We start from the raw sequence: 20,822 nt of genomic DNA, 5'->3' as shown, positions 1-20,822 counted from the left end.
CAAGGGAGTGAAGACTATGCCAGCTATCTCGAGTTCAGTCGGATCCGGAGCCGCCGGCGCGGCGATCTTTGCCGACTCCGACAGCCGGAAGTACCGGTATTTCGACCCCAAGGGCCAGCGCGCCACGCACTACGAAGACATGACGGTCGACGTACAGCCTGACCCAGAGCGCTACCTGATCCAGGACTGGATCATCTCTTTTGCCGACGGCAAGGGCGCCTATGTCAAGCAGAACACCGCCGCGCAGAGCTCCAACTGGCATGCCTTCCGCGCCCCCGATCAGGAGTGGGAACGCACGCACTACCAGCGCCAGTCGAAGATCGAGACGATGGTGCAGAGCGTCATCAACAATGCCCGCAAATCGGGGGCGCCCAAGACCTTCGACAACGCCTGGGTCAAGATCCTGCAGACGCAGCTCGGTGCCTGGAAACATGCCGAATTCGGGCTCGGCACCTCGCTGATGCAGGCGCAGCGTTACGGCTACACCCAGATGATCAACAACGCGACGCTGACCAACTCGTCCTACAAGCTGCGGCTCGCGCAGGACATCACGCTCTACCTTGCCGAGATCGGCATGGACCTTTCCGGCTGGGACGACGAACTCGGCAAGAAGGCCTGGCTCGAGGACAACAACTGGCAAGGCGCCCGCGAAGCGGTCGAGACCATCATGGGCGCGGCCGACTATCTCGAACAGTATTTCGCCATCAACATCGTCTTCGAACCGCTGGTCGGGGAAGCATTCCGGTCAGGTTTCCTGATGCAGATCGCCGCCGCCAACCATGACTTCATCACGCCTGCGGTGATCTCGGCAGCCGAGGCCGACTATGAGCGCAACCTCGCCAACACGATCGACCTCATGCACATGCTCGCCAACGACGAGAAGCATGGCGCGGCGAACAAGAAGCTCTTCCAGGGCTGGGTCAAGAAGCACGGCGCGCTCGCCGACAAGGCGGCCACTGGCCTGCAGCCGATCTGGTCGATGCCGCATTCAAAGCCGGTCGCTTTCGCCGATGTCCGTGCCAAATCCGAGGAACGGATTGCCCAGATACTCGGCGAACTTGGCCTCAAGCGCTGACCAGGGAGAAACTGTCATGTCAACTGCAGCACGCGACGCATCGCAATCCAACATCTTCAGGTCGATGAAGGACATCACCTTCGAACAGACGATTTCGCATCAGTGCGGCGTCACCATGAACGACTCGGTGGAAGCCAGGGCCATCGCTGAATTCATGGGCCTGAAGCCGAACGTAACCGTCACCTACCAACCGGCGATGATCCGCATCGATGGCGTCGGCAAGCTGACCTTCAAGATGGACGAGATCAGCGAATATCTCGGCCGCGAGATGACGGCGGAAACCTTCGAGGTCAACAGCTCCACCCATTACGGGCGGATGGTGCGCATCGACGACAACACCGTGATCCTGTTCGGCAACATGGACGAGATGTTCGAATACATCGAATAGACGCCAAGAAAATCAGGCGCGCCGCCTGGTTGCGGCGCGCCGAACCGATCAAATGCCCATCTTGCGGAGGAAAGAATGTTTAGGACACCGGAAGGCAAGGATATATTCGTGGTCGATGGCCACACCCATTTCTGGGACGGCAGCCCGGAGAACCAGAAGAATATTCACGGCAAGCAGTTCATCGACTGCTTCTACGCTTATCATACCGGACTCAGCCCCAAGGAGCAGCTCTGGGAGAAGAGCAAGTTCGAGAAGTATTCGGCCGAGAATCTCTACAACGATCTGTTCATCGACGGGCCGGATGACATCGCGATCTTCCAGACCACGTCACTAAGCGATTTCTACAAGACCGGCTTTGGCTGCATCAAGCGCACTTCGGAAATCGCCAAGAAATATCCCGGCCGTTTCATTGTGAATGGGGCGTTCGATCCGCGTGATGGCAAAAAGGCGCTCGAATACATCCATTTCATGAAGGAGACCTACGACATCAAGGGGGTGAAGATGTACACCGCCGAGTGGAACGGCGCGTCGAAAGGCTGGCGGCTGAACGATCCCGAGGCCTACAAATGCTTCGAGCTCTGCGACAAGCTCGGCATCAGAAACATCCATGTCCACAAGGGTCCGACGATAATTCCGCTCAACAAGGATGCGTTTGACGTACACGACGTAGATCATGCTGCTACCGATTTCCAAGGCCTCAACTGGATCGTGGAGCATTGCGGCTTGCCGCGCCTCGACGATTTTTGCTGGATCGCGACGCAGGAGACCAATGTCTATGCCGGGCTCGCGGTGGCGTTGCCCTTTATCCACTCGCGTCCGCGCTATTTCGGCGAGGTCATTGCCGAGCTGCTGTTCTGGATCGGCCCGGAGAAGATCCTGTTCGGCTCGGACTACGCGATTTGGACGCCGCGTTGGCTGGTCGAAAAGCTCTGGGCCTATCAGATCCCTGAGGACATCGCGGCCGAACGCGGCGTGCAGTTGACCGACGAAATCAAGGAAAAGATCCTCGGCCTCAACGCTGCCCGCCTCTACGACATCGACATCGAAGCCCGGAAGGTGGAATTCGCCAGTTCGCCCTTCAGCATCGCGGCGGAGTAGGGGCCATGGCAACCGCCGCCAGCGTTTCTGGCAACCGCGAGAAGGAGCTCTGGCGGTGCCTTGGTGAGGTCAATGACCCCGAGCTCGACGAACCGATTACCGAGATGGGCTTCGTCGAGCGAGCCGTGATGACGGGCGATGGCAGCGTAGAGATAGATTTCCGACTGCCGACCTACTGGTGCTCGCCCAACTTCGCGTTCCTGATGCTGGACGGCGTCCGCAAGGCGCTCGACCAACTCTCATGGTCGCCGGCCTATCGCGTCAAGCTGCACGACCACATGTTCGCGGAAGAGGTCAATCGCGGCATGGAAGCCGGCAAGACATTCGGCGATATTTTCGCTGAACTTGCCGAGGATCAGGATCTCGGCGCCTTGGGCGAAACCTTCAGGATGAAGGCGTTCAAGCGACGCCAGGAGGCAGTCTTGCGAGGCCTCCGGCAGCACGGTCTGACAGATCGGGAAATCCTCGGCATGGACCTGCCGGCATACGACGTCGCGCGGCTCGAGGCGGGCGAAGCGGCCAAACAGAAGCCGAGATACCGGGCGGCTCTGATCGAGCGTTTTCCCGACCGCCGGGCGGGTGATCCGGTCTTCGTGACCTGGGAAGGGCAACGCATACCGGCGGCCGCACTCGGCGCCCATCTCGCTGAACTGCGCGGTGTGCGCGTCAATATGGAGTTCAACGGCGCGCTTTGCCGTGGGCTCAAGCAGACCAGATACAAGGAACTGGATGTGGTCGACGGCGAACCGACACTGGTCGATTTCATCATGGATCGCGTGCCGGCACGAGCCGCGCCGACCGCCTGAAGTAGAGCCGAAAACAACGGCCTCCCTCGCACGAGGCCCCTAACCAACAACCCGCCCGTAAGGCGGAAGGAGGAATCATGCCCAAAATAATGCTTCACAACTCCGACGCCCGCCGCGCGCTCGCCCGTGGCGTCTTTCGGCTGGCCGCAGCCGTCGAGCCGACGCTCGGCCCCAAAGGCATGAACGCCATGATCGACCGGCCGATCGGCACGCCGATGGTGACCCGTGACGGTGTCAGCATCGCCTCCGAGATCGAATTGCACGACCGTTTCGAAAACATGGGCGCGCAGGTCGTTCGCGAAGTGTCGATGCAAACCAACGAGGTCGCCGGCGACGGTACCACGACTGCCATCGTGCTCGCCAACGCTCTCATCCAGGGCGGTGTGGAGGCGAATGAACGCGGCGTGAAATCCGTCGACCTGTGCAAGGGCATCGACCTTGCCGTTGCTGCGGTGGTGGCCGCGCTCAAGGCCTCGGCCAAGCCGGCAAAGGGGAACGGCATCCTGGCTTCGGTCGCCAATATCGCGGCTACCGATGCCAAGCTTGGCGCACTCGTGGCGGAAGCCCATCAGCGCGTTGGAGCCGAAGGCGTCATCACCACAGACTTCAGCGTCACCACCGAGACCACGCTCGATGTGGTCGAGGGCATGTCCTTCGAACGCGGCTATCTTTCTCATCACATGGTGACTGACCAGGAGAAGATGGAGGCGGTTCTCGAACGGCCTTACATCCTGATGACCGACCTCAAGATCAAGGAACCCGAGGCGCTTGAGAACGTGCGTCGCATCGCCAACGAGGCCGGGCGGCCGTTGCTGATCGTGTCCGAGGAAATGTCGCCGGAAGTTGTGGTGACGCTGCTCGGCAAGCAGGGACCTGGAAAATACCTCGTCGTCCATCCCCCGGAATATGGCCATTGGCGCAAGGCGATGATGGAGGATCTGGCCATCATCACCGGTGGCAAGGTGATCGCGCGCGACCTCGGCGGCCGGCTGGAGGACATCACCGTCGACGATCTCGGAACGGCTGACAGGGTAAAGACCAGTTCGTCCTACACCTCGATCATTCGCGGCGGCGGCGATCATGCAGCAATCGCATCGCGCCGCGCCCAGGTGCAGCGGCAGTATGAAGCCTCGCCGCCGAACATCGACCAAGACAAACTGCGCGAACGCCTGGCCAAGCTCTCGGGCGGCACCGCGATCCTTTATGCCGGCGGTGTCACGCCGGTCGAGCAGAAGCGAACCATTCAGCTCATCGAGGATTCGCTGAATGCGGTGCGCGCCGCGTCCGAAGAGGGCGTGGTCGCCGGCGGCGGCTCGGCGCTTGCCCAGATCGCCCCGTTGCTCGATAAGATGGCGGCCGGTGTCGACGGCGATGTCGCCGAAGGCGTGCGCTTGGTGCGGTCGGTGCTGTCGCGGCCGCTCTGGCGCATCGCCGCCAATGCCGGCGCCGATCCCGAGGTAGTCGTGGCGGAAGTCACGCGCATCAACGGCGGCTACGGCTACAACGCGTCTGCCGGCAGCTACCAGGACATGTTCGAGGCAGGGATCATCGATCCGGTCCGCGTCACCTACACAGCACTCGCCAACGCAGCTTCGGTGGCGACGCTGATCCTGACCACCGAAACGCTGATCGGCCATCTCGCCGAAGACGAGGACCCGACGGCCGGACCAGCTCGCGGTGGCGGCTCCGAAAAGCTCGGCCGCGCCTGAAGCAATCCGAACAATCTCGACGTTGAAAGGATACGACGATGAAAGCCGCCAGACTGTACGAATACGATCCGCATATGAACGTCCAGCTCAGGATCGAGGAGGTCAAGGCGCCGACGATCACCGCCCCGGACGAGGTGATCGTGCGGGTAGGTGCTGCCGGTCTGTGCCGCACCGATCTCCACATCATAGAAGGTGTGTGGAAGCCTACCATGGACCCCGAAGGCACGCTGTTGCCCTACATCATGGGCCACGAGAATGCCGGCTGGGTCGAGGAGGTCGGCAGCGGCGTCAGATCGGTGAAGCGCGGCGACGCGGTGATCTGCCATCCCTTCCGCTCGTGCGGCATCTGCCTCAACTGCCGGCACGGCGAGGACATGTACTGCGACAACGGCCAGTTTCCTGGCCTTGGCATGAATGGTGGCTTCGCCGAGTACTTCATCACCAGCGAACGCTCGCTGATCAAGCTGAATGCCAATGTGACGCCGATCGAAGTGGCGCCGCTTGCCGATGCCGGCATCACCGCCTACCGCGCCGCCAGGCGCGCCGCCAAACTGCTGCGGCCGGGGAGCTACTGCGTACTGCTCGGCATTGGCGGGCTCGGCCATATCGCGTTGCAATCATTGCACGCGATCTCGGGCTGCCGCATCATCGCCGTCGATCGCGAGCCGGCAGCACAGGTGCTGGCCAAGGATCTTGGCGCCGACTACGTCCTTGATGGCGGGCCGAACATCGTCGAGGAGGTCAGCCAGATCACCGGCGGCGGCGCCCATGTGGTGATCGACTTCGTCGGTGAACTCGGTGTCGAGAACATCTGCTGGAAGATGGTGCGCAAGGGCGGGCAACTGTTCGTCGTCGGCTATGGCGGCAATATCAACGTGCCGACCGCGCATCTGGTCATAGAGGAGATCAACATCGGCGGCAGCCTGGTAGGCAATTTCACCGAGCTTGTCGAACTGATGGAGCTCAACGCCGACGGCAAGGTGAAGATGCACTACACCGAATACAATCTCGCCAGCATCAACACCGCCCTCGACGATTTCAAGAACCGGCGGTTCACCGGCCGCGGCGTCATCGTGCCCTGAAATATATGGACCGGATTTCGCGCGGACCGGTGCGGTGTCCGGTCACATCTAGAAGAGGGAGAGAAAGGGTCCAAGCGGCATCACCAAGATCCGCGCTGCTGTGGTGATTTCGCTGACCATTGGCATGACTTTCCCCAGCCAGTGGCGCGAATGCCGCGCGGCGCTTTGTGCCGGTGACGGGTTCTGATCCTAGAGGAAACCGCGGCGGATGCCGTATTGGTCGAGTTTGCGATAGAGCGTCGGCCGGGAAATGCCGAGCCGCCGCGCGACCCGACTGAGATTGCCGCCCTCGGCTGCCAATGCGTTCTTCATCGCCTGGCGTTCCGCCTCGACGAGTGTGCCTCCAGGCAACTCGGCCGACAGGGTCTTACCATCATCGGACGTGGCGCTGGGCGCCGCGATTTCACCGGGGAGATCGTGGAGCCCGATATCTCGGCTCCGCGCCAGGACATGCAACCGCCCGATGAGGTTCTTCAGTTCACGTACATTGCCCGGCCAATGATAGGCGAGCAGGGCATCGAGCGCTTCTTGCGAAAATTCCAGCGGGTCCTCGCCCGCTGCCGTGGCGATCTGCCGGTTGAAATGTTCGACCAGCAGCAGCACATCCTCGCCGCGCTCGCGCAGCGGTGGAACAGTGATCGAAACTGCGCCAACTCGATAGTAGAGATCGCGGCGGAATCGGCCTGCGTCAATTTCGTGCTTGAGATCGCGATTGGTCGAGGCGATCAGGCGCACATCCACCGGGCGGCCCCGGCTGTCGCCAATGCGGTTGACCACGCGCTCTTCCAGGACACGCAGCAGAAACGGCTGGATCTCGAGCGGCAATTCGCCGATCTCGTCGAGACTGAGGACGCCGCCATGGGCGAGCTCGAAAACCCCCGGTTTGCCTTCACGCGAGGCGCCGGTAAAGGCGCCGGCGACATGGCCGAACAACTCGCTGCCGAACAGGTCCCTGGTGATTGCCCCGCAATTCATGGCGATGAACGGATCGTTCGCCGTGCGCCGGCTGCCGGCATGGACAAGCCGCGCAAACAGCTCTTTCCCGACCCCTGTTTCACCTTCGACCAACAGCGATGTTACGCTGCTCGACCGAGCGACGCGGCAGGCGACGTCGATGGCGGCATGCAGCGCTTCGCTTTCGCCGACGATCATGGCGACAGCATCCTGAAGATGCTTGTTCACTTCCCCGCGGACCACCGCCGCACTGGAGACTGCCGGCACGGAGGGGAACACCAGCGCCGCGCCGCGGAGGTCGCCATCGAGCTTGAGCGGTGTGATATGGCAGGATCTCAGATGGGCCGGCAGCGCCTTGGCAAGGTCGGCTTCGGAGCCGGAGGACGGAAGGTTCATCAGCCAGCGGCCACGGCCAGGCTCCATCGGGCCGTCCATCATTTCGGTGGTCTCGCCGTCAGGCACGTTGTTGCAGAAGATGGCGCGGCCGCGATGGTCGACGATCACCAGCCCGTCTTTTCGGCGGTAGCTGGGGGCTGAGGAAATGAAGGCTTCGAGCAGGCGCGTGCGCTGTTCCTGCTGCTGTTCGGCCAATGCCTTTTCGATCTGCCGGGCTGTGGCGGCGACGAGCGCGGTGTTGTGCGGCCGGAAGATCGGCGAATAGCCTGACAGGTCGACGACACCGATGATCTTGCCGTCCAGCGGATCGCGGATCGGTGCGCCAGCGCAGGTCCAGGATTTGATGCCGGCGCAGAAATGCTCGGCCGCATGGACGAAAGTCGGCTCGCCGGTCCATAGCGCCGTGCCGATGCCGTTGGTTCCGACGGCATCCTCGTTCCATTTGCCACCGATGGCAAGGTGGATATCCATGCCGTCATGCAATGTCTTCTTGTCGCCGATGGCGTCGATCAGCACGCCGTCGCTGTCGGCCAGAACCAGCATCGCGCCTGTCCCATCCAGCAACTGGCCAAGGGAGGCGAACGATCGTCGCGCCGCCGAAAGCAGTTCTGCGTTGGCCTGGGTCAGATATTCGATCTCGTCGCGATCGCTGCTCAGCGGCGCTTCAATACCTTGAGCGTTGATGCCGCCGGTGGCGCTGCGATACCAGGAATCGTGAATGAGGGAGCGGACGGGGCTTGGGTGGATCACATCGCGAGCAGATTTGGGCTCGTCGGCCAGGAAATTTTCCCAGGCGCGCATGGTAGCGCGCTCGTCATAATCGATGTTGCCCAGAACCATCTGCCCCGCGGCCAGCGACGCACGCGCTGGAAGGGCATCGATCTTCATCTGATTGGGGCCTATCTCGCGTTTCATTCAGTCATCACAGAACCTTGAGGCATGCCATTTCTGTATACTGTCGCTTTCGTATGCTGCCACGGATTGGACGTGCACAAGCACGCCCAGGCGTCTGCACGGTCAGTTGATGCCGAGTTTCGCGCCGATGTCGGCGGCAAGCTGTTCTTCAGTGTAGGTGGCGGCGAGGCGGGATCCGTCCAGGTCAGCAAGCGCCTCGGCGACGGTTTCGTCGACCGGCGAGAAAAAGCCATTTTGCTTCGTTGCCAGGACGAAGATCTGCTCCCCACTCCGGTCGCGGATATCGCCGATATGATGAAGCTGGCGCCCCGTGTTCTGATCCTTCGAGACCACGCGGCCGTTCACGGTGACCTGGATGGACGGCTTGGCTTCGGCCACAGGCGCCGTGCTGCCGCGAACATGGATGATCAGGCCTTCCGCCTTCGGTTGCTGGCGTGGCTTCCTCGAAGCTGAATAGCCGCCACCGCTGATCTGGTCGGCAAGGCGAACGATGGTCGAGTGGTTCTGCTCGATCAGTCTTTTGACTTGTACGTCCTCGCGCCGCGGGCCATCCCGCTTGGAGATAATCTCGACCATGAATCCTCCCAGATTCGCTCAGCGTTGCCGTTGATACGGCTCATTTCTTCTTTGAGGTGAACTCTACACCGCCTCGGTGAAGTTCGCCATTCATATCGCATAGCGCTAAAATTCGAGTCGCTGGTAGCAGGCGGCTGCTACATGGGATTTCCGATATCGGACGTTGTTGCCTGTCGCGCACGTCCACGCTTTCGCAGACGCCTTCGGCTAGGCCTCGCTTCTACAGTCGATCACCACGCCGAACGGGGCGAACGCCCGCTTGCTCATATGTACGTCCGCTGCCATGCCGGTCTCGGCATGCTGCGGCTTGGCTCATTGAGGCGGCGGTGAAAGGCGAGAGGCTCGATTTGCGACGGACTATCTGCTCGCCAGCGTCGCTACAAGATCGCTGAAGCGTTCGCCCTGGATGCTGACATGCTGGCGCAGCAGCGTGCGCGCCTGCTCCGCGTCGCCGGCGAGGATTGCTTCCACGATCGCGCCATGCTCGGCGAACGACGTGGCAACGCGGTTGCGCACGCGCAGTTGCAGACGCCTGTAGGGCTGCAGGCGGCGATGCAGTGCGACGCACTGTTCGGCCAGAAAACCACTGTGGCTGGCAGCGTAGATAGCTTTGTGAAAGCGCTCGTTATCGTAATAGTAGGCGTCGCTGTTGCCGGCCGAAGACGAACGCTCGCAATCTGCATGCGCAGCCAGGATGGCTGTTCGATCGGCATCGGTGAACCGCCGCGCGGCCAGTGAACCGGCTAAACCTTCAAGTTCCGCCATCACTTCGAACATTTCGAAAATGCGGTGCGGTCCCGGATCGATCACCACGGCACCCCGGCGCGGCCGGATCTCCACCAGCCCGATTGCGTTCAACTGCATCAGCGCCTCGCGCACCGGCGTTCGCGAGACGCCGAAGCGTGTTGCCAATTGCACCTCGTCCAGTCGTGCACCGGGGGCGAAGTCGTTCGTGATGATGCCGTTTTCAATCTCGTCACGTAGGCGCTGAACGACATTTTCTGACATTTCTGGGCCTTCTAATGCAATATGATAAATCTTGTATGCAAGATTGTTGACTTTGCGTACAATGGTGTCTAAGAACAATACCACAAAAGGCAAGTCGCACACAAATGGCTGGACGCATCCGAGCACCAAAACGCGTCGAGATCACGCGGAGGTCTGGCGGGGGTCTGCTTGCGTCGCTTTCGATTTCGCCAGGAGGGACTCCGACATGGCAGGCATCTCGTTCTTCAGCGATATGGTGCAAAGCATTACCGATCGCGGCCGCAGGCTGCTCGCGGCAGGGGCGCGCAGCGAGCCGGTCCAGGCCGAGACCAATATCGAAACACTCTGCGATATGCTGTTGTCGAGCCGGGGCGAAGCCTCGGGCATGGCATTGGCCGCCGAGGTCCTTCAGCGTTGGGCCCAACTGGACGCTGCCGGTCGGCAAGACTTCGTGCGTATGCTGCACGAACAGTTCGGCCCAGACATCGCCAAGCTTGACAAAGCCATCGAGCGCTACCGCAGCGACAGGAGTTCGGACGCCGTCATCGAACTGCACCAGGCCGCCGAGCCGCGTCGCCAGGAACTGGTGCGCAGACTGAACCTGGCCCCCAAAGGCACGGCAAGGCTGGTGGAGATGCGCGAGCGCCTGTTAGCCATGAAGGATGCGACGGAACCGTTTCGCGCCGTCGATGCCGACTTCGCCCACCTGTTCGGCTCATGGTTCAACCGCGGTTTTCTGACCCTGCGTCCGATCGACTGGTCGACGCCGGCCGACATCCTGGAGAAGATCATCAGATACGAGGCTGTGCACGAAATCGCCGGCTGGGAGGAACTGCGGCGGAGGCTTGCTCCAGCCGACCGCCGGTGCTTTGCGTTCTTCCACCCGCGGCTCGCAGACGATCCGCTGATCTTCGTTGAGGTTGCGCTGACCAAGACGATTCCTTCTGCCATCGATGATGTGCTCGATGTAAACCGTTCGCCGATCACGGCGCAGGACGCCACCACCGCTGTCTTCTATTCGATATCCAACTGCCAGGACGGACTGCGTGGCATCTCTTTCGGGAACTTTCTCATCAAGCAGGTGGTGGAGGATTTGCGCCGCGACCTGCCGGGCTTGAAGACCTTCGTGACGCTGTCGCCGGTTCCGGGTTTCGCTGGCTGGCTGGCAAGACTGCGCAAGGCGGCCGATGCCAGCCTCGATGATCAGGCTCTCAAGACACTCGAACTGCTGGACGATCCGAGCTGGGCGGACAATCCGCAGAAGGCACGGCTCGTTGAAGCTGTGCTCCTCCCGCTCGCCGCACGCTATTTCGTCAGGGAACGGGCCACCGGCAGACGGCCGGTGGATCCTGTGGCGCGTTTTCATTTGGGCAACGGCGCTCGCCTTGAACGGCTGAACTTCCTCGCCGATCGCTCCGCCAAGGCGATGCGGCAGTCCCACGGCTTGATGGTCAACTACTTTTACAAGTTGGACGACATCGAGGCGAACCACGAAGCCTTGGCGCAACATGGCGAGATCGCTGCTTCGCCGGAGGTGAGAAAACTGGCGGCAACCGCTTCGACCGACACCAGTATCGGCGCCCAGGTTCGTCGACGCCGCACCGAAATGCAGAAAACCTGATAAGCAGATTGGGAGGAGTTCAATGAGCAATCACCTGTTCGACGCCATGCGAGCATCCGCCAAGTCAGGCGAGTCGATTTTCATCGAGACTATTGATGGTCAGCGTTGGACCTATGCAGATGCGCTGCGGCTCTCCGGACAGATCGCCAGCGCAATTGATGTGCTCGGCGTTCGCCCTGGCGACCGCGTCGCGGTCCAGGTGGACAAGAGCCCGCAGGCTCTGATGCTCTATCTCGCATGCGTGCGCTGCGGGGCGATCTATCTGCCGCTGAATACCGCTTATACGCTGGCTGAACTCGACTATTTCATCGGTGACGCCGAACCGCGGCTCGTCATCGTCTCCTCGAAGTCGCGAACTGATGTCGAGAGGATCGCGCACGGCTACGGCGCGATTGTCGAAACGCTCGATGCGGACGGCGCCGGGTCGCTCATGCAGTTGGCCCGGGACGAGCCTGCCGATTTTCTCGACGCGGCGCGCGCGCCCGACGATCTCGCCGCGATCCTGTACACATCTGGGACCACCGGCCGTTCCAAGGGCGCAATGCTGACGCACGACAACCTCTTGTCCAATGCAATGGCACTGCGCGAATGCTGGCGGGTGACTGCAGCCGACCGGCTGATCCACGCACTGCCGATTTTTCACACGCATGGGCTCTTCGTGGCGACCAATGTCACGCTCATCGCCGGCGCGTCGATGTTTCTGCTCCCAAAGTTCGAGCCTGAGGAAATCCTTTCTCTGATGCCGCGGGCGACGCTGATGATGGGCGTGCCGACCTTCTATGTCCGGTTGCTTCAGCATGAGGGCCTGAACCGGGAGACGGTCGCCAATATCAGGCTGTTCATCTCCGGCTCGGCGCCGCTGCTCGCTGAAACGCACGCCGCATTCAAGCAGCGCACCGGTCACGCCATTCTCGAACGCTACGGCATGACCGAAACCAACATGAACACCTCAAACCCCTATGACGGCGAGCGAAGGGCAGGGACGGTGGGTTTCCCACTCCCGGGCGTGTCGGTGAGGGTCACCGATCCGGCCACGGGCGAGACGCTCGAACCAGGCAAAACCGGCATGATCGAGATCAAGGGCCCGAACGTTTTCACGGGTTATTGGCGGATGCCTGAAAAGACGGCGGCGGAATTCACAAAGGACGGCTATTTCATCAGCGGCGACCTCGGCAAGATCGATGAGGCGGGCTATCTCCACATCGTCGGCCGCGACAAGGACCTGGTGATCTCCGGCGGCTACAACATCTACCCGAAAGAAGTCGAGGGTGAGATCGATCAACTCGACGGTGTCGCCGAGAGCGCGGTCATCGGCATTGCACACCCGGATTTCGGCGAGGGGGTGACGGCCATCGTGGTGCTCAAGCCCGGTGCCGCAATGGACGAAAAGGCCGTGCTCAACGCGCTGCGCGACCGCCTCGCGCGCTACAAGCAGCCGAAACGGGTGATCTTCGCCGAGGACCTTCCGCGCAACACCATGGGAAAGGTGCAGAAGAACCTTCTGCGCGACCGGTTCAAAAGCCTTTACATGCCTGCCTCCTAGGAGGCGCCGACGACCCTGCATTGGTGCTTGGGAGCGAGACCAACGCAGGCTGATCCACTACCGATGGAAATGAGAACGGGCGCCTGTGGGCGTTTCCCGAAGGGAGGAAGCTATGAACATCCAGATTTTGTCGATTGCGCTGCTGGTCGGCATGTTCGTGATCGCCACCATGCAGCCGATCAACATGGGCGCGCTCGCCTTCGCGTGCGCCTTTCTGGTCGGCTCGCTCGTCATGGCCATGAAGCCGGCGGTAATATTTGCTGGCTTCCCGAGCGACCTCTTCCTGACACTGGTCGGCATTACCTACCTGTTCGCCATCGCCCAGATCAACGGCACTATCGATTGGCTGGTCGAGGGCGCGGTCAAACTGGTGCGCGGACATGTGGCGTGGACTCCCTGGGTCATGTTCCTGGTCGCCGCCGTCATCACCGGCTTCGGTGCGCTCGGACCTGCAGCGGTCGCCATCCTGGCCCCGGTGGCGCTGGGTTTTGCGTTCCAGTACCGCATCAATCCGGTCATGATGGGATTGATGGTTATTCACGGTGCACAGGCGGGCGGCTTTTCGCCGATCAGCGTCTATGGCGGCATCACCAATCAGATCGTCGAAAAGGCGGGGCTGCCGTTCGCGCCGACATCGCTGTTTCTCTCCAGCTTCTTCTTCAACCTGGCCATCGCCGTCCTCGTCTTCTTCGTCTTCGGCGGCTCGAAGGTGCTGCGCAAGTATTCGGTCGCGTCGGGACCGCTGCCTGACCTCCACCCTGAGGGCGTGACGCAGTCAATCGTCGGCCACGGCGGCACGCTGGCTACTCCGATCAGCCATCACGTCTTTGAGGAGCAGACGAAAAATATGTCGGCGCTTTCCGGCCTGACTACGGAGAGGTTGACGACATTGATCGGCCTGACCGCGCTCGCGGTCGGCGCGCTTGTCTTCAAGTTCAATGTCGGCCTGGTTGCGATTACTGTCGCTGTCGCGCTGGCGCTGCTCTCGCCGAAGACTCAAAAGGCGGCGATCGACAAGGTCAGCTGGTCGACGGTGCTCCTGATCGCCGGCATCATCACCTATGTCGGCCTCATGGAGAAGATCGGCACGATCGACTACGTCGCCCAAGGCATTTCGAGCCTGGGCATGCCGCTGCTGGTCGCACTCCTCCTCTGCTTCACCGGAGCCATTGTATCGGCATTCGCCTCGTCCACGGCATTGCTGGGAGCCATCATTCCGCTGGCCGTGCCCTTCCTCCTGCAGGGACAGATCAGTGCCATAGGCGTGGTTGCCGCGATCGCGATCTCCACCACCATCGTTGACACCAGTCCATTTTCGACCAACGGCGCGCTGGTCGTTGCCAATGCACAGGAAGCAGAGCGCGACGGCGTGCTGAAGACGTTGCTGATCTACAGCGCGCTTATCGCGATCATCGGTCCTGTCATCGCCTGGCTGGTTTTCGTCGTCCCCGGGTTGGTTTGAACGGTCGGCCGCTTTCCACAGTCTGGCCGCTCCGGTGCGACTTGACCGGCGGCCAGGCTTGACCCGAACCTGATCTGGTCGGCGCCAACGAGAAAACGACGGCGCAGGCAGAACGGATTCCCTATCAAGGCAGCCGTTGGGCCGACAGCGCCGCCCGCCCTGCCTGGCGGCCGTCGCTGCTCATGCGGGTGAGGGCGCGTAGCGGCTGCCCAGCGAATAGCGGCTGCCGACATAGGTGAGCTTGTTGACGGTGGCGACCGCCGCGCCCGACCAGGTCCGCCGATGCAGGAGCAGGCAGGGGTCGCCGGGTCGGATCATCAAATGGCGGGCCGCCGTCTCTTCTGCTGCGATGGCCGAGATCACATGCTCCACTTCCGTCAGCGGCGTCGCCCGCTGCAAATAGTCGTAGGTGGTGGTCGCCACGAAATTCTGCCGATGGTAGTCGGGTGCGAGCGCCGGATTGACAAAGCGTTCCTCGAGCTGGACCGGCACATCGTCTTCGAAATGCACGATGATCGAATGGGCGACTGGCCTCCGGCGCGTGAACTCGAAGGCGACGACGAGGTCCAGCGCCGGATTGCGGATCTTCTCGAGGACGATGACCTCGGCCCTGTGGCGCGCGCCGCGCGCGGCGATCTCGCCGGCGATGTTCCTGATTTCGATGAGGGCCGATTGCGGTTTCGGCGGCGCCACAAAGGTGCCTACGCCCTGGATGCGCAGCAGGTGGCCTTCCGAGGTCAGTTCCCTCAGCGCCCGGTGCACCGTCATCCTCGAGACGCCGAGCGTGCTGACCAGCTCGTTTTCGGAAGGCAGCCTGCGGTCCTTCGGCCAGTTGCCGCTGCCGATATTGCCGAGCACGTAGTCCTTGACCTTTTCGTAGAGAGGTCCGGCGGATTCGGGAAGCCTGATCATCCTCTCTCCATTCGGACGATGGTCTTCAACCCGCCGCTCGCGCCGGCGATCAGGCGCTGGTAGGCGGCGGGAATCTCGCCGATCGCGATCTCCTCAGCCACGAAGCGCGACAGCGCGGGCGCGAGATCGCCAAGCATCGCGACGGCCGGCGCAAGCTCGTCGGTGAAGGCGTGGCAGCCGACAAGCGCGATCTCGCGCTCGACCAGGAAGTTGGGGTCGAGGTCGAGGCGGCCATGCGAAATGCCGACCAGCGCCAGCGTGCCGCCGCCAGCCAAGACATCGAGCAGCCGCGCCATCACCGCCACGCTGCCCGTCGCGTCGATGGCATGGCGCAAGCCAGGATCACGGGGCGGGGCGTCGAGGTCGACGACGGTCGCGCCGCTGACCTTGGCCACAAGCTGCGCACGCGCCGCATTGCGGTCGGCGACGAGGACCTGTCTCTCGCCCGGCCGCGACAGGAGCAGCGCCGCCAATCCGCCGATCGGGCCGCAACCAGCGATCAGCACCGGCGCTGCGGCCGGCGCCGCCAGCTGCCGCACAGCGTGCAGGGCGACCGCCAGCGGCTCCGCCATGGCGGCGATCGCGGGATCGAGCGTGGCGTCGTGACGCACAAGCAGCCGCGCCGGCAGCTGCGTTTCTTCCGCGAAGCCGCCGTCGCAGACCTCGCCTACAAAGCCCAGCCTGGCACAAACATTATGCAGGCCGGCCCGGCAGGCAGGACATTCGCCGCACCAGAAGCGCGAATCGGCCACGACCCGGTCTCCGAGCGCAAACTGGGACACGCCGGCCCCCACGGCGGTCACCTCGCCGGCGAACTCATGCCCGGCGACGCTCGGCGCGCGGCTGATCCACTGACCGGTGCGGAAGTTGTGGAGGTCGGAGCCGCAAATGCCGGCGGCCGTCACCTTGAGCCGCACCCAGCCAGGCGCTGGTTCGCCGGGAGATGGCACATCCTCGACCCGCAAATCGCCCGCCGCATGGAGTCTGGCCGCCTTCATCGCCCGCTACCGCGCCAGATATCGGTCGCGCACGCCGGAGACGGCGTGTTCATGCGAGGAGAAGCCTTCATAGCGCGCCAGTGTGCGGGCATGGCGTGCGAATTCCGGATAGGCCGCCGCCGTCACGTAGCCGATGGAAGAGCGCTTGACGAAATCCGTGACCGAGAGCGGTCCACAAGTGCGCGCCCAGCGGCTGGTCGGCAGCACGGCGTTGGGGCCCAGCCCGAAATTGCCGATCGAGACCGGCGTGTGCGGCCCCATCAGGATCTCGGCAGCTTCGGTGATGTGGCCAAGGTGCGCAAAGGGGTCGGTGGAGAGGATCTCCAGATGCTCCGGTGCGTAGTCGTTGATGAAACGGTAGCTCTCCTCGATCGATGCCGTCAGCACGATGCCGCCACAGGCGCCGGTCAGGACCGCGGTGGAGAACGCGACCCGTTGCTCGGTCATGCGCGCCCAGTGTTCCGGCAGCGCGGCCAGTGCCTCCTCCGCGACGCGGCGGCTGTGGGTCACCAGATAGGCCGACGAGTCCGGCCCGTGCTCCGCCTCGATGAGGAGGTCGAGCGCGGCCAGCCCGCCATGCACGCTGTCGTCGGCGAGGATGATCGCTTCCGACGGACCGGCGGGAAGGCCGGGATCGATGACGCCGGCAAGCAGCCGCTTGGCCGCAACCACCCAGGGGCTGCCTGGTCCGACGATCTTGAGCGCGGCCTTGATCGTCTCTGTGCCGTAGGCGACCGCGGCGACCGCCTGCGCGCCGCCGCATTTGTAGACCGTCTCGACGCCGGCGAGGCGCGCCGCGACCAGCGTCGCTGCGTCCACCGAGCCATCGGGCGCCGGCGGCGTGACGATGGCAAGCTCCGGGACGCCCGCCACCACTGCGGGCACTGCGGTCATCATTGTGACCGAAGGGAACGCCCCTTTGCCGCGCGGGACATAGAGCGCCACCGAGCGGATCGGCGTGAAGCGGTCGCCGGCATAGGCGCCGGGCCGCATTTCCTTGAGCCACATCGCTTCCGGCTTCTGCTCTTCGTGGAAATGCCGGATATTGTCGATGCCGAAGCGAATGGCGGCGGTCACGTCCTCGTCAACCATGCCGAAGGCGGCGTCAAACTCGGCGGGGCTGACCTTCAGCCGCCCGGCGTCGAGATCTGCCTTGTCAAAGTCGCGGGCGAAGCGGACGAGCGCGGCGTCACCTTCTGTTCGGACCGCCTCGATGATAGGCGCGGCTTTCTCCATAAAGCCAGAGAGATCGGTCTCCGAGCGCCGCATCAATGCCGCACGATTGGCGGCGTCGAGTTGGCTCAGATCGTGGAATGATACGTTTGGCATAGGATTTCCTTGCGGCGCGAGGAGCCGGCTTTCCTCATTTCGATTTCAGGAAGATGTCGAGCCCGACCAGCCTGTCGAGCAGGAAAACGGCGACGCCAGAGCAGGCGATGAAGACCACGGAGATCGCGGCGAGATCCGGCGTGATGATCGAGCGGATGGAGTTGTAGATCAGCACCGGCAGCGTCACGATACGCGCATCGACGAGCAGCAGGCTGACCAGGAACTCGTTGAGCGCAAGGATGAACATCAGCAGCGAGCCGGTGATCACCCCCGGCATGACCGCGGGCAGGGTGACGGAGAAGAACACCTGGAGCGGCGGCGCGCCGCAATTGGCGGCAGCCAGTTCAAGGTCAGGGTCAAGCCCGGTGGCGCTCGCCGTCACCGCCCAGATCATGAACGGCAGGTTGATGACGCAGCAGGCGATGCCGACCGGCCAGAGCTGGCCGAGAATCCCGGCGTTGCCGAAGATCAGCATGAGGCCGATGCCCGATCCGATCAGCGGAATGGTGAAGGGCAGCAGCAGATAGATCTGGATCGTCTTCTCAAAACGCACCGCATATTTCGCCAGCGCGATGCCGGCCAGCGTGCCCACTGGAATGGCAACGATCGTACAGACCGTCGCGACCTGGAGCGTGCGCAGGAACGCATTGCGCAGGTCGGAGGCCTGCGAAATACGCGCGTACCACCGCAGCGACAGCCCATCCGGCGGAAAAATGATGATGTTGCCGCCGGTGAAGGAAGCGCCGAGCACCACGATGGTCGGCGCCGAAAGCGTTGCCAGGGCGATCGTCACCAGGGTCCACAGGACAATCGATTTGCTGCGCGAGCCGCTCATGCCCGGGACCTCCCCATGGCGAGCGTTCCGGCGCCAAACAGCGCGAACACCAGGCCGACAAGGATTGATCCGAGTGCGACCAGCATAAGTGCCAGCATCGCGCCGAGACCCTGATCGGACGTTCGGAAGAACTGATCGTAGATGGCGTTGGCGATGAAGTCCTGGGAGCCGCCGCCAAGGATCGCGGGGACTGCGAAATCGGTGAGGGAAAGCGTCAGCACTACCACGCCGGCGCCGATGAAGCCTGGGCGGGCGAGTGGCAACACGACGTGGATGAACGTGCGAACCCAGTTCGCGCCGAGCGATCCAGCGGCTGCCTCCAGCTCTTCGGGAATGGCGGTAAGTGCCGGCGCGAGCATCAGCACGGCAAAGGGCAGCATGTACTGGACGAGGCCGAACAGCACGGCGGAATAGTTGTAGATGAGCCGCATTGGGGCGATCCCGACAAGGCCGAGCGCCTCGTTCACCATGCCCTGGTTGCCTAAGATGATCAGCCAGCCATAGGCACGCACAACCTGGCCGATGAAGAACGGCAGGAACAGCGCGATCAGCAGGAATTTGCGCAATCCTGGCGAACGCGTACGCACCATCAGATAAGCGTAGGGAAAGGCGAAGACCAGCGTCACCGCGGTGACGATCAGGGCGGCGACCAGGCTGCGCTGCGCGACAACCAGGAACAGTGGCTCGGTCAGCGCGCGGCGGAAATTGGCGATCGAATAGTCGTCGGAGAACTGGAAGGTGGTGGTGTCGAGCGTGCGCAGGCTGGCATCCGCGATCTGGATGAGACCAAGCACCAGCAGCCCGACCAGCAGCACCGCCGGAAGCAGCATCAGAGAGGGCGTAGCGCGCCTGAACCGCGTCGGCCAGATAGCGGCGGCGACGCCTTCCAGCGCGTCCATGATGCGCCATGTCAGGGGATAGGCTGTCCTGGTTGCCCGCATGAAAAATCCGTATACGACGTCGTGAAGGAGCCGGTGCCGCACGAGCGCAGCACCGGCCGACCGGCGTCAGCCCTGCATGATCGCCTTGAACTTGGAAAACCACTCGCTCTCGTTCTCGACCTGGATCTTCGACGAGATGCGGATAAGGCGCTTAAAATCCGCTTCGGTGGTCGGATAGGACGGATCGCCCACCAGATCCTTGGGCGGCGTGAGGCCCGGCACAACGCCCGGCAAGCCAAGCCCATCCAGCCAGACCTGCTGGGCTTCTTTGGTCAGGGCGTGATTGATGTAATGCTTGGCCCAGTAGAGTTCGTTTTCCGGCAGGCCCTTGGGGATCCACAAACCGTCGGTGTCGAATTTCGCACCCTCTTCCGGCACCACCCATTCGATTTTGACGCCGTTCTTGCGGGCCTCCCGGGCGTTGGTCGAGATGGTGCAGGCGGCGTCGATCTCGCCGTTCTGGAACCAGGTGGTGAAGTCGGGATCTTCGCCGAGCAGCGGCTGCTGCGCTTTCATCTTGGTGATGAAATCCCAAGCCGGCTGCATGTTGCCCGGTATGTCCTCCAGCTTGCCGCCACCGGCGACCTGGGCGGGGAAATGGAAGCCGATGCCGTCATTGTAGAAAGCAAGCCGACCCTTGAACTTCGGGTCGAGCAGATCTTTCCAGGACTTGGGCGGTCCATCCGGGAATGCCTCTGGCCGATAGGCAAGCACATAGACATAACCGTAGGTATTGACGATCGGGAAGCCTTCCAGGCCGGCCGGCTTGGCAAGATCCGTCACATTGGCGAGGTTCGGCAGGTCGGAGAGGTCTTCCGTTACGCCGCGCAGTGCCGATTTCGTGGCATTGGTGGTGGTGTCCCAGTTGATATGGATCGGCGGGACCCGTTTCTGCGCCACGGCCGCCCAGACCTTGGGCTGAATCTCGTTGTCTTCGGTCAGGTCGTGACGGACCGCAATCCCCGTCATTTTGGTGAAGCTGTCGGACACCCCGGCCTTCAGGCTGTCCACCCAGCTGCCGCCCCAGGCGCGCACGATGATCTCCGCCGGCTTTTCGGGCTCCTGAGCGTACGCGCCGCGCAGGCCGAGCGCCGAGGCGCCGCCGAGCGCGGCTGTGGCCTGGAGGAAGGTTCTGCGGGAAACATGGGATATCTTCGGCTTGAAGCGCTTCATCTGCATTCTCCTCTGGGTTTGA

The 20,822-nt window shown here is 62.7% G+C and carries 18 protein-coding genes; 9 read left to right on the top strand and 9 right to left on the bottom strand.

The window, feature by feature from the left end; translation table 11 throughout:
- Positions 1-16: 16 nt before the first annotated feature.
- The 6 genes from JG739_RS24875 to JG739_RS24850 all read left to right on the top strand — a co-directional run bounded on the left by JG739_RS24875 (position 17) and on the right by JG739_RS24850 (position 6,158).
- Entirely contained in the window at positions 17-1,075 is a 1,059-nt protein-coding gene (locus JG739_RS24875; protein WP_202363823.1) for an aromatic/alkene monooxygenase hydroxylase subunit beta, read from the top strand.
- A gap of 16 nt (positions 1,076-1,091) precedes the next feature.
- Complete coding sequence (locus JG739_RS24870; protein WP_202363822.1) at positions 1,092-1,463, top strand: MmoB/DmpM family protein; 372 nt, start codon at positions 1,092-1,094, stop codon at positions 1,461-1,463.
- Positions 1,464-1,538: 75 nt separating this feature from the next.
- Positions 1,539-2,561 carry an amidohydrolase family protein gene (locus JG739_RS24865; protein WP_202363821.1) on the top strand — a complete coding sequence of 341 codons (1,023 nt, stop codon included), beginning with the start codon at positions 1,539-1,541 and terminating at the stop codon, positions 2,559-2,561.
- A gap of 5 nt (positions 2,562-2,566) precedes the next feature.
- The gene (locus JG739_RS24860; RefSeq protein ID WP_202363820.1) at positions 2,567-3,367 is read left to right on the top strand and encodes an iron-sulfur cluster assembly protein; all 801 of its coding nucleotides are present in this window, start codon (positions 2,567-2,569) and stop codon (positions 3,365-3,367) included.
- A gap of 77 nt (positions 3,368-3,444) precedes the next feature.
- Positions 3,445-5,076: a molecular chaperone GroEL gene (gene groEL / locus JG739_RS24855; RefSeq protein ID WP_202363819.1), complete on the top strand. Its 1,632-nt coding sequence runs from the start codon at positions 3,445-3,447 to the stop codon at positions 5,074-5,076.
- 38 nt (positions 5,077-5,114) lie between these two features.
- The gene (locus tag JG739_RS24850) at positions 5,115-6,158 is read left to right on the top strand and encodes an NAD(P)-dependent alcohol dehydrogenase (RefSeq protein WP_202363818.1); all 1,044 of its coding nucleotides are present in this window, start codon (positions 5,115-5,117) and stop codon (positions 6,156-6,158) included.
- Positions 6,159-6,347: 189 nt separating this feature from the next.
- Here the strand turns inward: JG739_RS24850 and JG739_RS24845 are convergent, their stop codons facing one another.
- The 3 genes from JG739_RS24845 to JG739_RS24835 all read right to left on the bottom strand — a co-directional run bounded on the left by JG739_RS24845 (position 6,348) and on the right by JG739_RS24835 (position 10,007).
- On the bottom strand, positions 6,348-8,423 hold the full coding sequence (locus JG739_RS24845; protein ID WP_202363817.1) for a sigma-54-dependent Fis family transcriptional regulator: 2,076 nt from the start codon (positions 8,421-8,423) through the stop codon (positions 6,348-6,350).
- A gap of 102 nt (positions 8,424-8,525) precedes the next feature.
- Positions 8,526-8,999, bottom strand: a complete 474-nt coding sequence (locus JG739_RS24840) for a hypothetical protein (protein ID WP_202363816.1) — start codon at positions 8,997-8,999, stop codon at positions 8,526-8,528.
- A gap of 357 nt (positions 9,000-9,356) precedes the next feature.
- On the bottom strand, positions 9,357-10,007 hold the full coding sequence (locus JG739_RS24835; RefSeq protein WP_202367625.1) for a GntR family transcriptional regulator: 651 nt from the start codon (positions 10,005-10,007) through the stop codon (positions 9,357-9,359).
- Between the two features lie 205 nt (positions 10,008-10,212).
- On the opposite strand from JG739_RS24835, the gene JG739_RS24830 reads away from it, so the two are divergent.
- From JG739_RS24830 to JG739_RS24820, 3 genes are all read left to right on the top strand, one after another.
- Positions 10,213-11,607, top strand: coding sequence for a malonyl-CoA decarboxylase (locus tag JG739_RS24830; protein WP_202363815.1), 1,395 nt, complete (start codon positions 10,213-10,215; stop codon positions 11,605-11,607).
- 22 nt (positions 11,608-11,629) lie between these two features.
- Positions 11,630-13,150 carry a malonate--CoA ligase gene (locus tag JG739_RS24825; protein ID WP_202363814.1) on the top strand — a complete coding sequence of 507 codons (1,521 nt, stop codon included), beginning with the start codon at positions 11,630-11,632 and terminating at the stop codon, positions 13,148-13,150.
- A gap of 112 nt (positions 13,151-13,262) precedes the next feature.
- Positions 13,263-14,612, top strand: coding sequence for an SLC13 family permease (locus tag JG739_RS24820; protein ID WP_202363813.1), 1,350 nt, complete (start codon positions 13,263-13,265; stop codon positions 14,610-14,612).
- Positions 14,613-14,792: 180 nt separating this feature from the next.
- On the opposite strand, the gene hutC is transcribed toward JG739_RS24820, so the two are convergent.
- The 6 genes from hutC to JG739_RS24790 all read right to left on the bottom strand — a co-directional run bounded on the left by hutC (position 14,793) and on the right by JG739_RS24790 (position 20,800).
- Complete coding sequence (gene hutC, locus JG739_RS24815; protein ID WP_202363812.1) at positions 14,793-15,524, bottom strand: histidine utilization repressor; 732 nt, start codon at positions 15,522-15,524, stop codon at positions 14,793-14,795.
- Positions 15,521-16,522 (bottom strand): zinc-dependent alcohol dehydrogenase, encoded by a 1,002-nt coding sequence (locus tag JG739_RS24810; protein WP_202363811.1) that lies wholly within the window; start codon positions 16,520-16,522, stop codon positions 15,521-15,523. Before JG739_RS24810 ends, hutC begins: the two co-directional genes overlap by 4 nt.
- A gap of 6 nt (positions 16,523-16,528) precedes the next feature.
- A complete protein-coding gene (hisD, locus tag JG739_RS24805) occupies positions 16,529-17,851 on the bottom strand; it encodes a histidinol dehydrogenase (RefSeq protein ID WP_202363810.1) in 1,323 nt (440 codons plus the stop codon).
- A gap of 34 nt (positions 17,852-17,885) precedes the next feature.
- Positions 17,886-18,686 (bottom strand): ABC transporter permease, encoded by an 801-nt coding sequence (locus JG739_RS24800; protein ID WP_202363809.1) that lies wholly within the window; start codon positions 18,684-18,686, stop codon positions 17,886-17,888.
- Positions 18,683-19,627 carry an ABC transporter permease gene (locus JG739_RS24795; protein WP_202363808.1) on the bottom strand — a complete coding sequence of 315 codons (945 nt, stop codon included), beginning with the start codon at positions 19,625-19,627 and terminating at the stop codon, positions 18,683-18,685. Before JG739_RS24795 ends, JG739_RS24800 begins: the two co-directional genes overlap by 4 nt.
- A gap of 66 nt (positions 19,628-19,693) precedes the next feature.
- Positions 19,694-20,800: an ABC transporter substrate-binding protein gene (locus JG739_RS24790; protein ID WP_202363807.1), complete on the bottom strand. Its 1,107-nt coding sequence runs from the start codon at positions 20,798-20,800 to the stop codon at positions 19,694-19,696.
- Positions 20,801-20,822: the final 22 nt, after the last annotated feature.

Origin of the sequence: Mesorhizobium sp. L-2-11 (assembly GCF_016756595.1) — a bacterium.
In the GTDB taxonomy this organism is placed as follows: Bacteria; Pseudomonadota; Alphaproteobacteria; order Rhizobiales; family Rhizobiaceae; genus Mesorhizobium.
The sequence above is the reverse complement of the archived record's forward strand: the minus strand, read 5'-3'. Positions and strand labels throughout refer to the sequence as shown.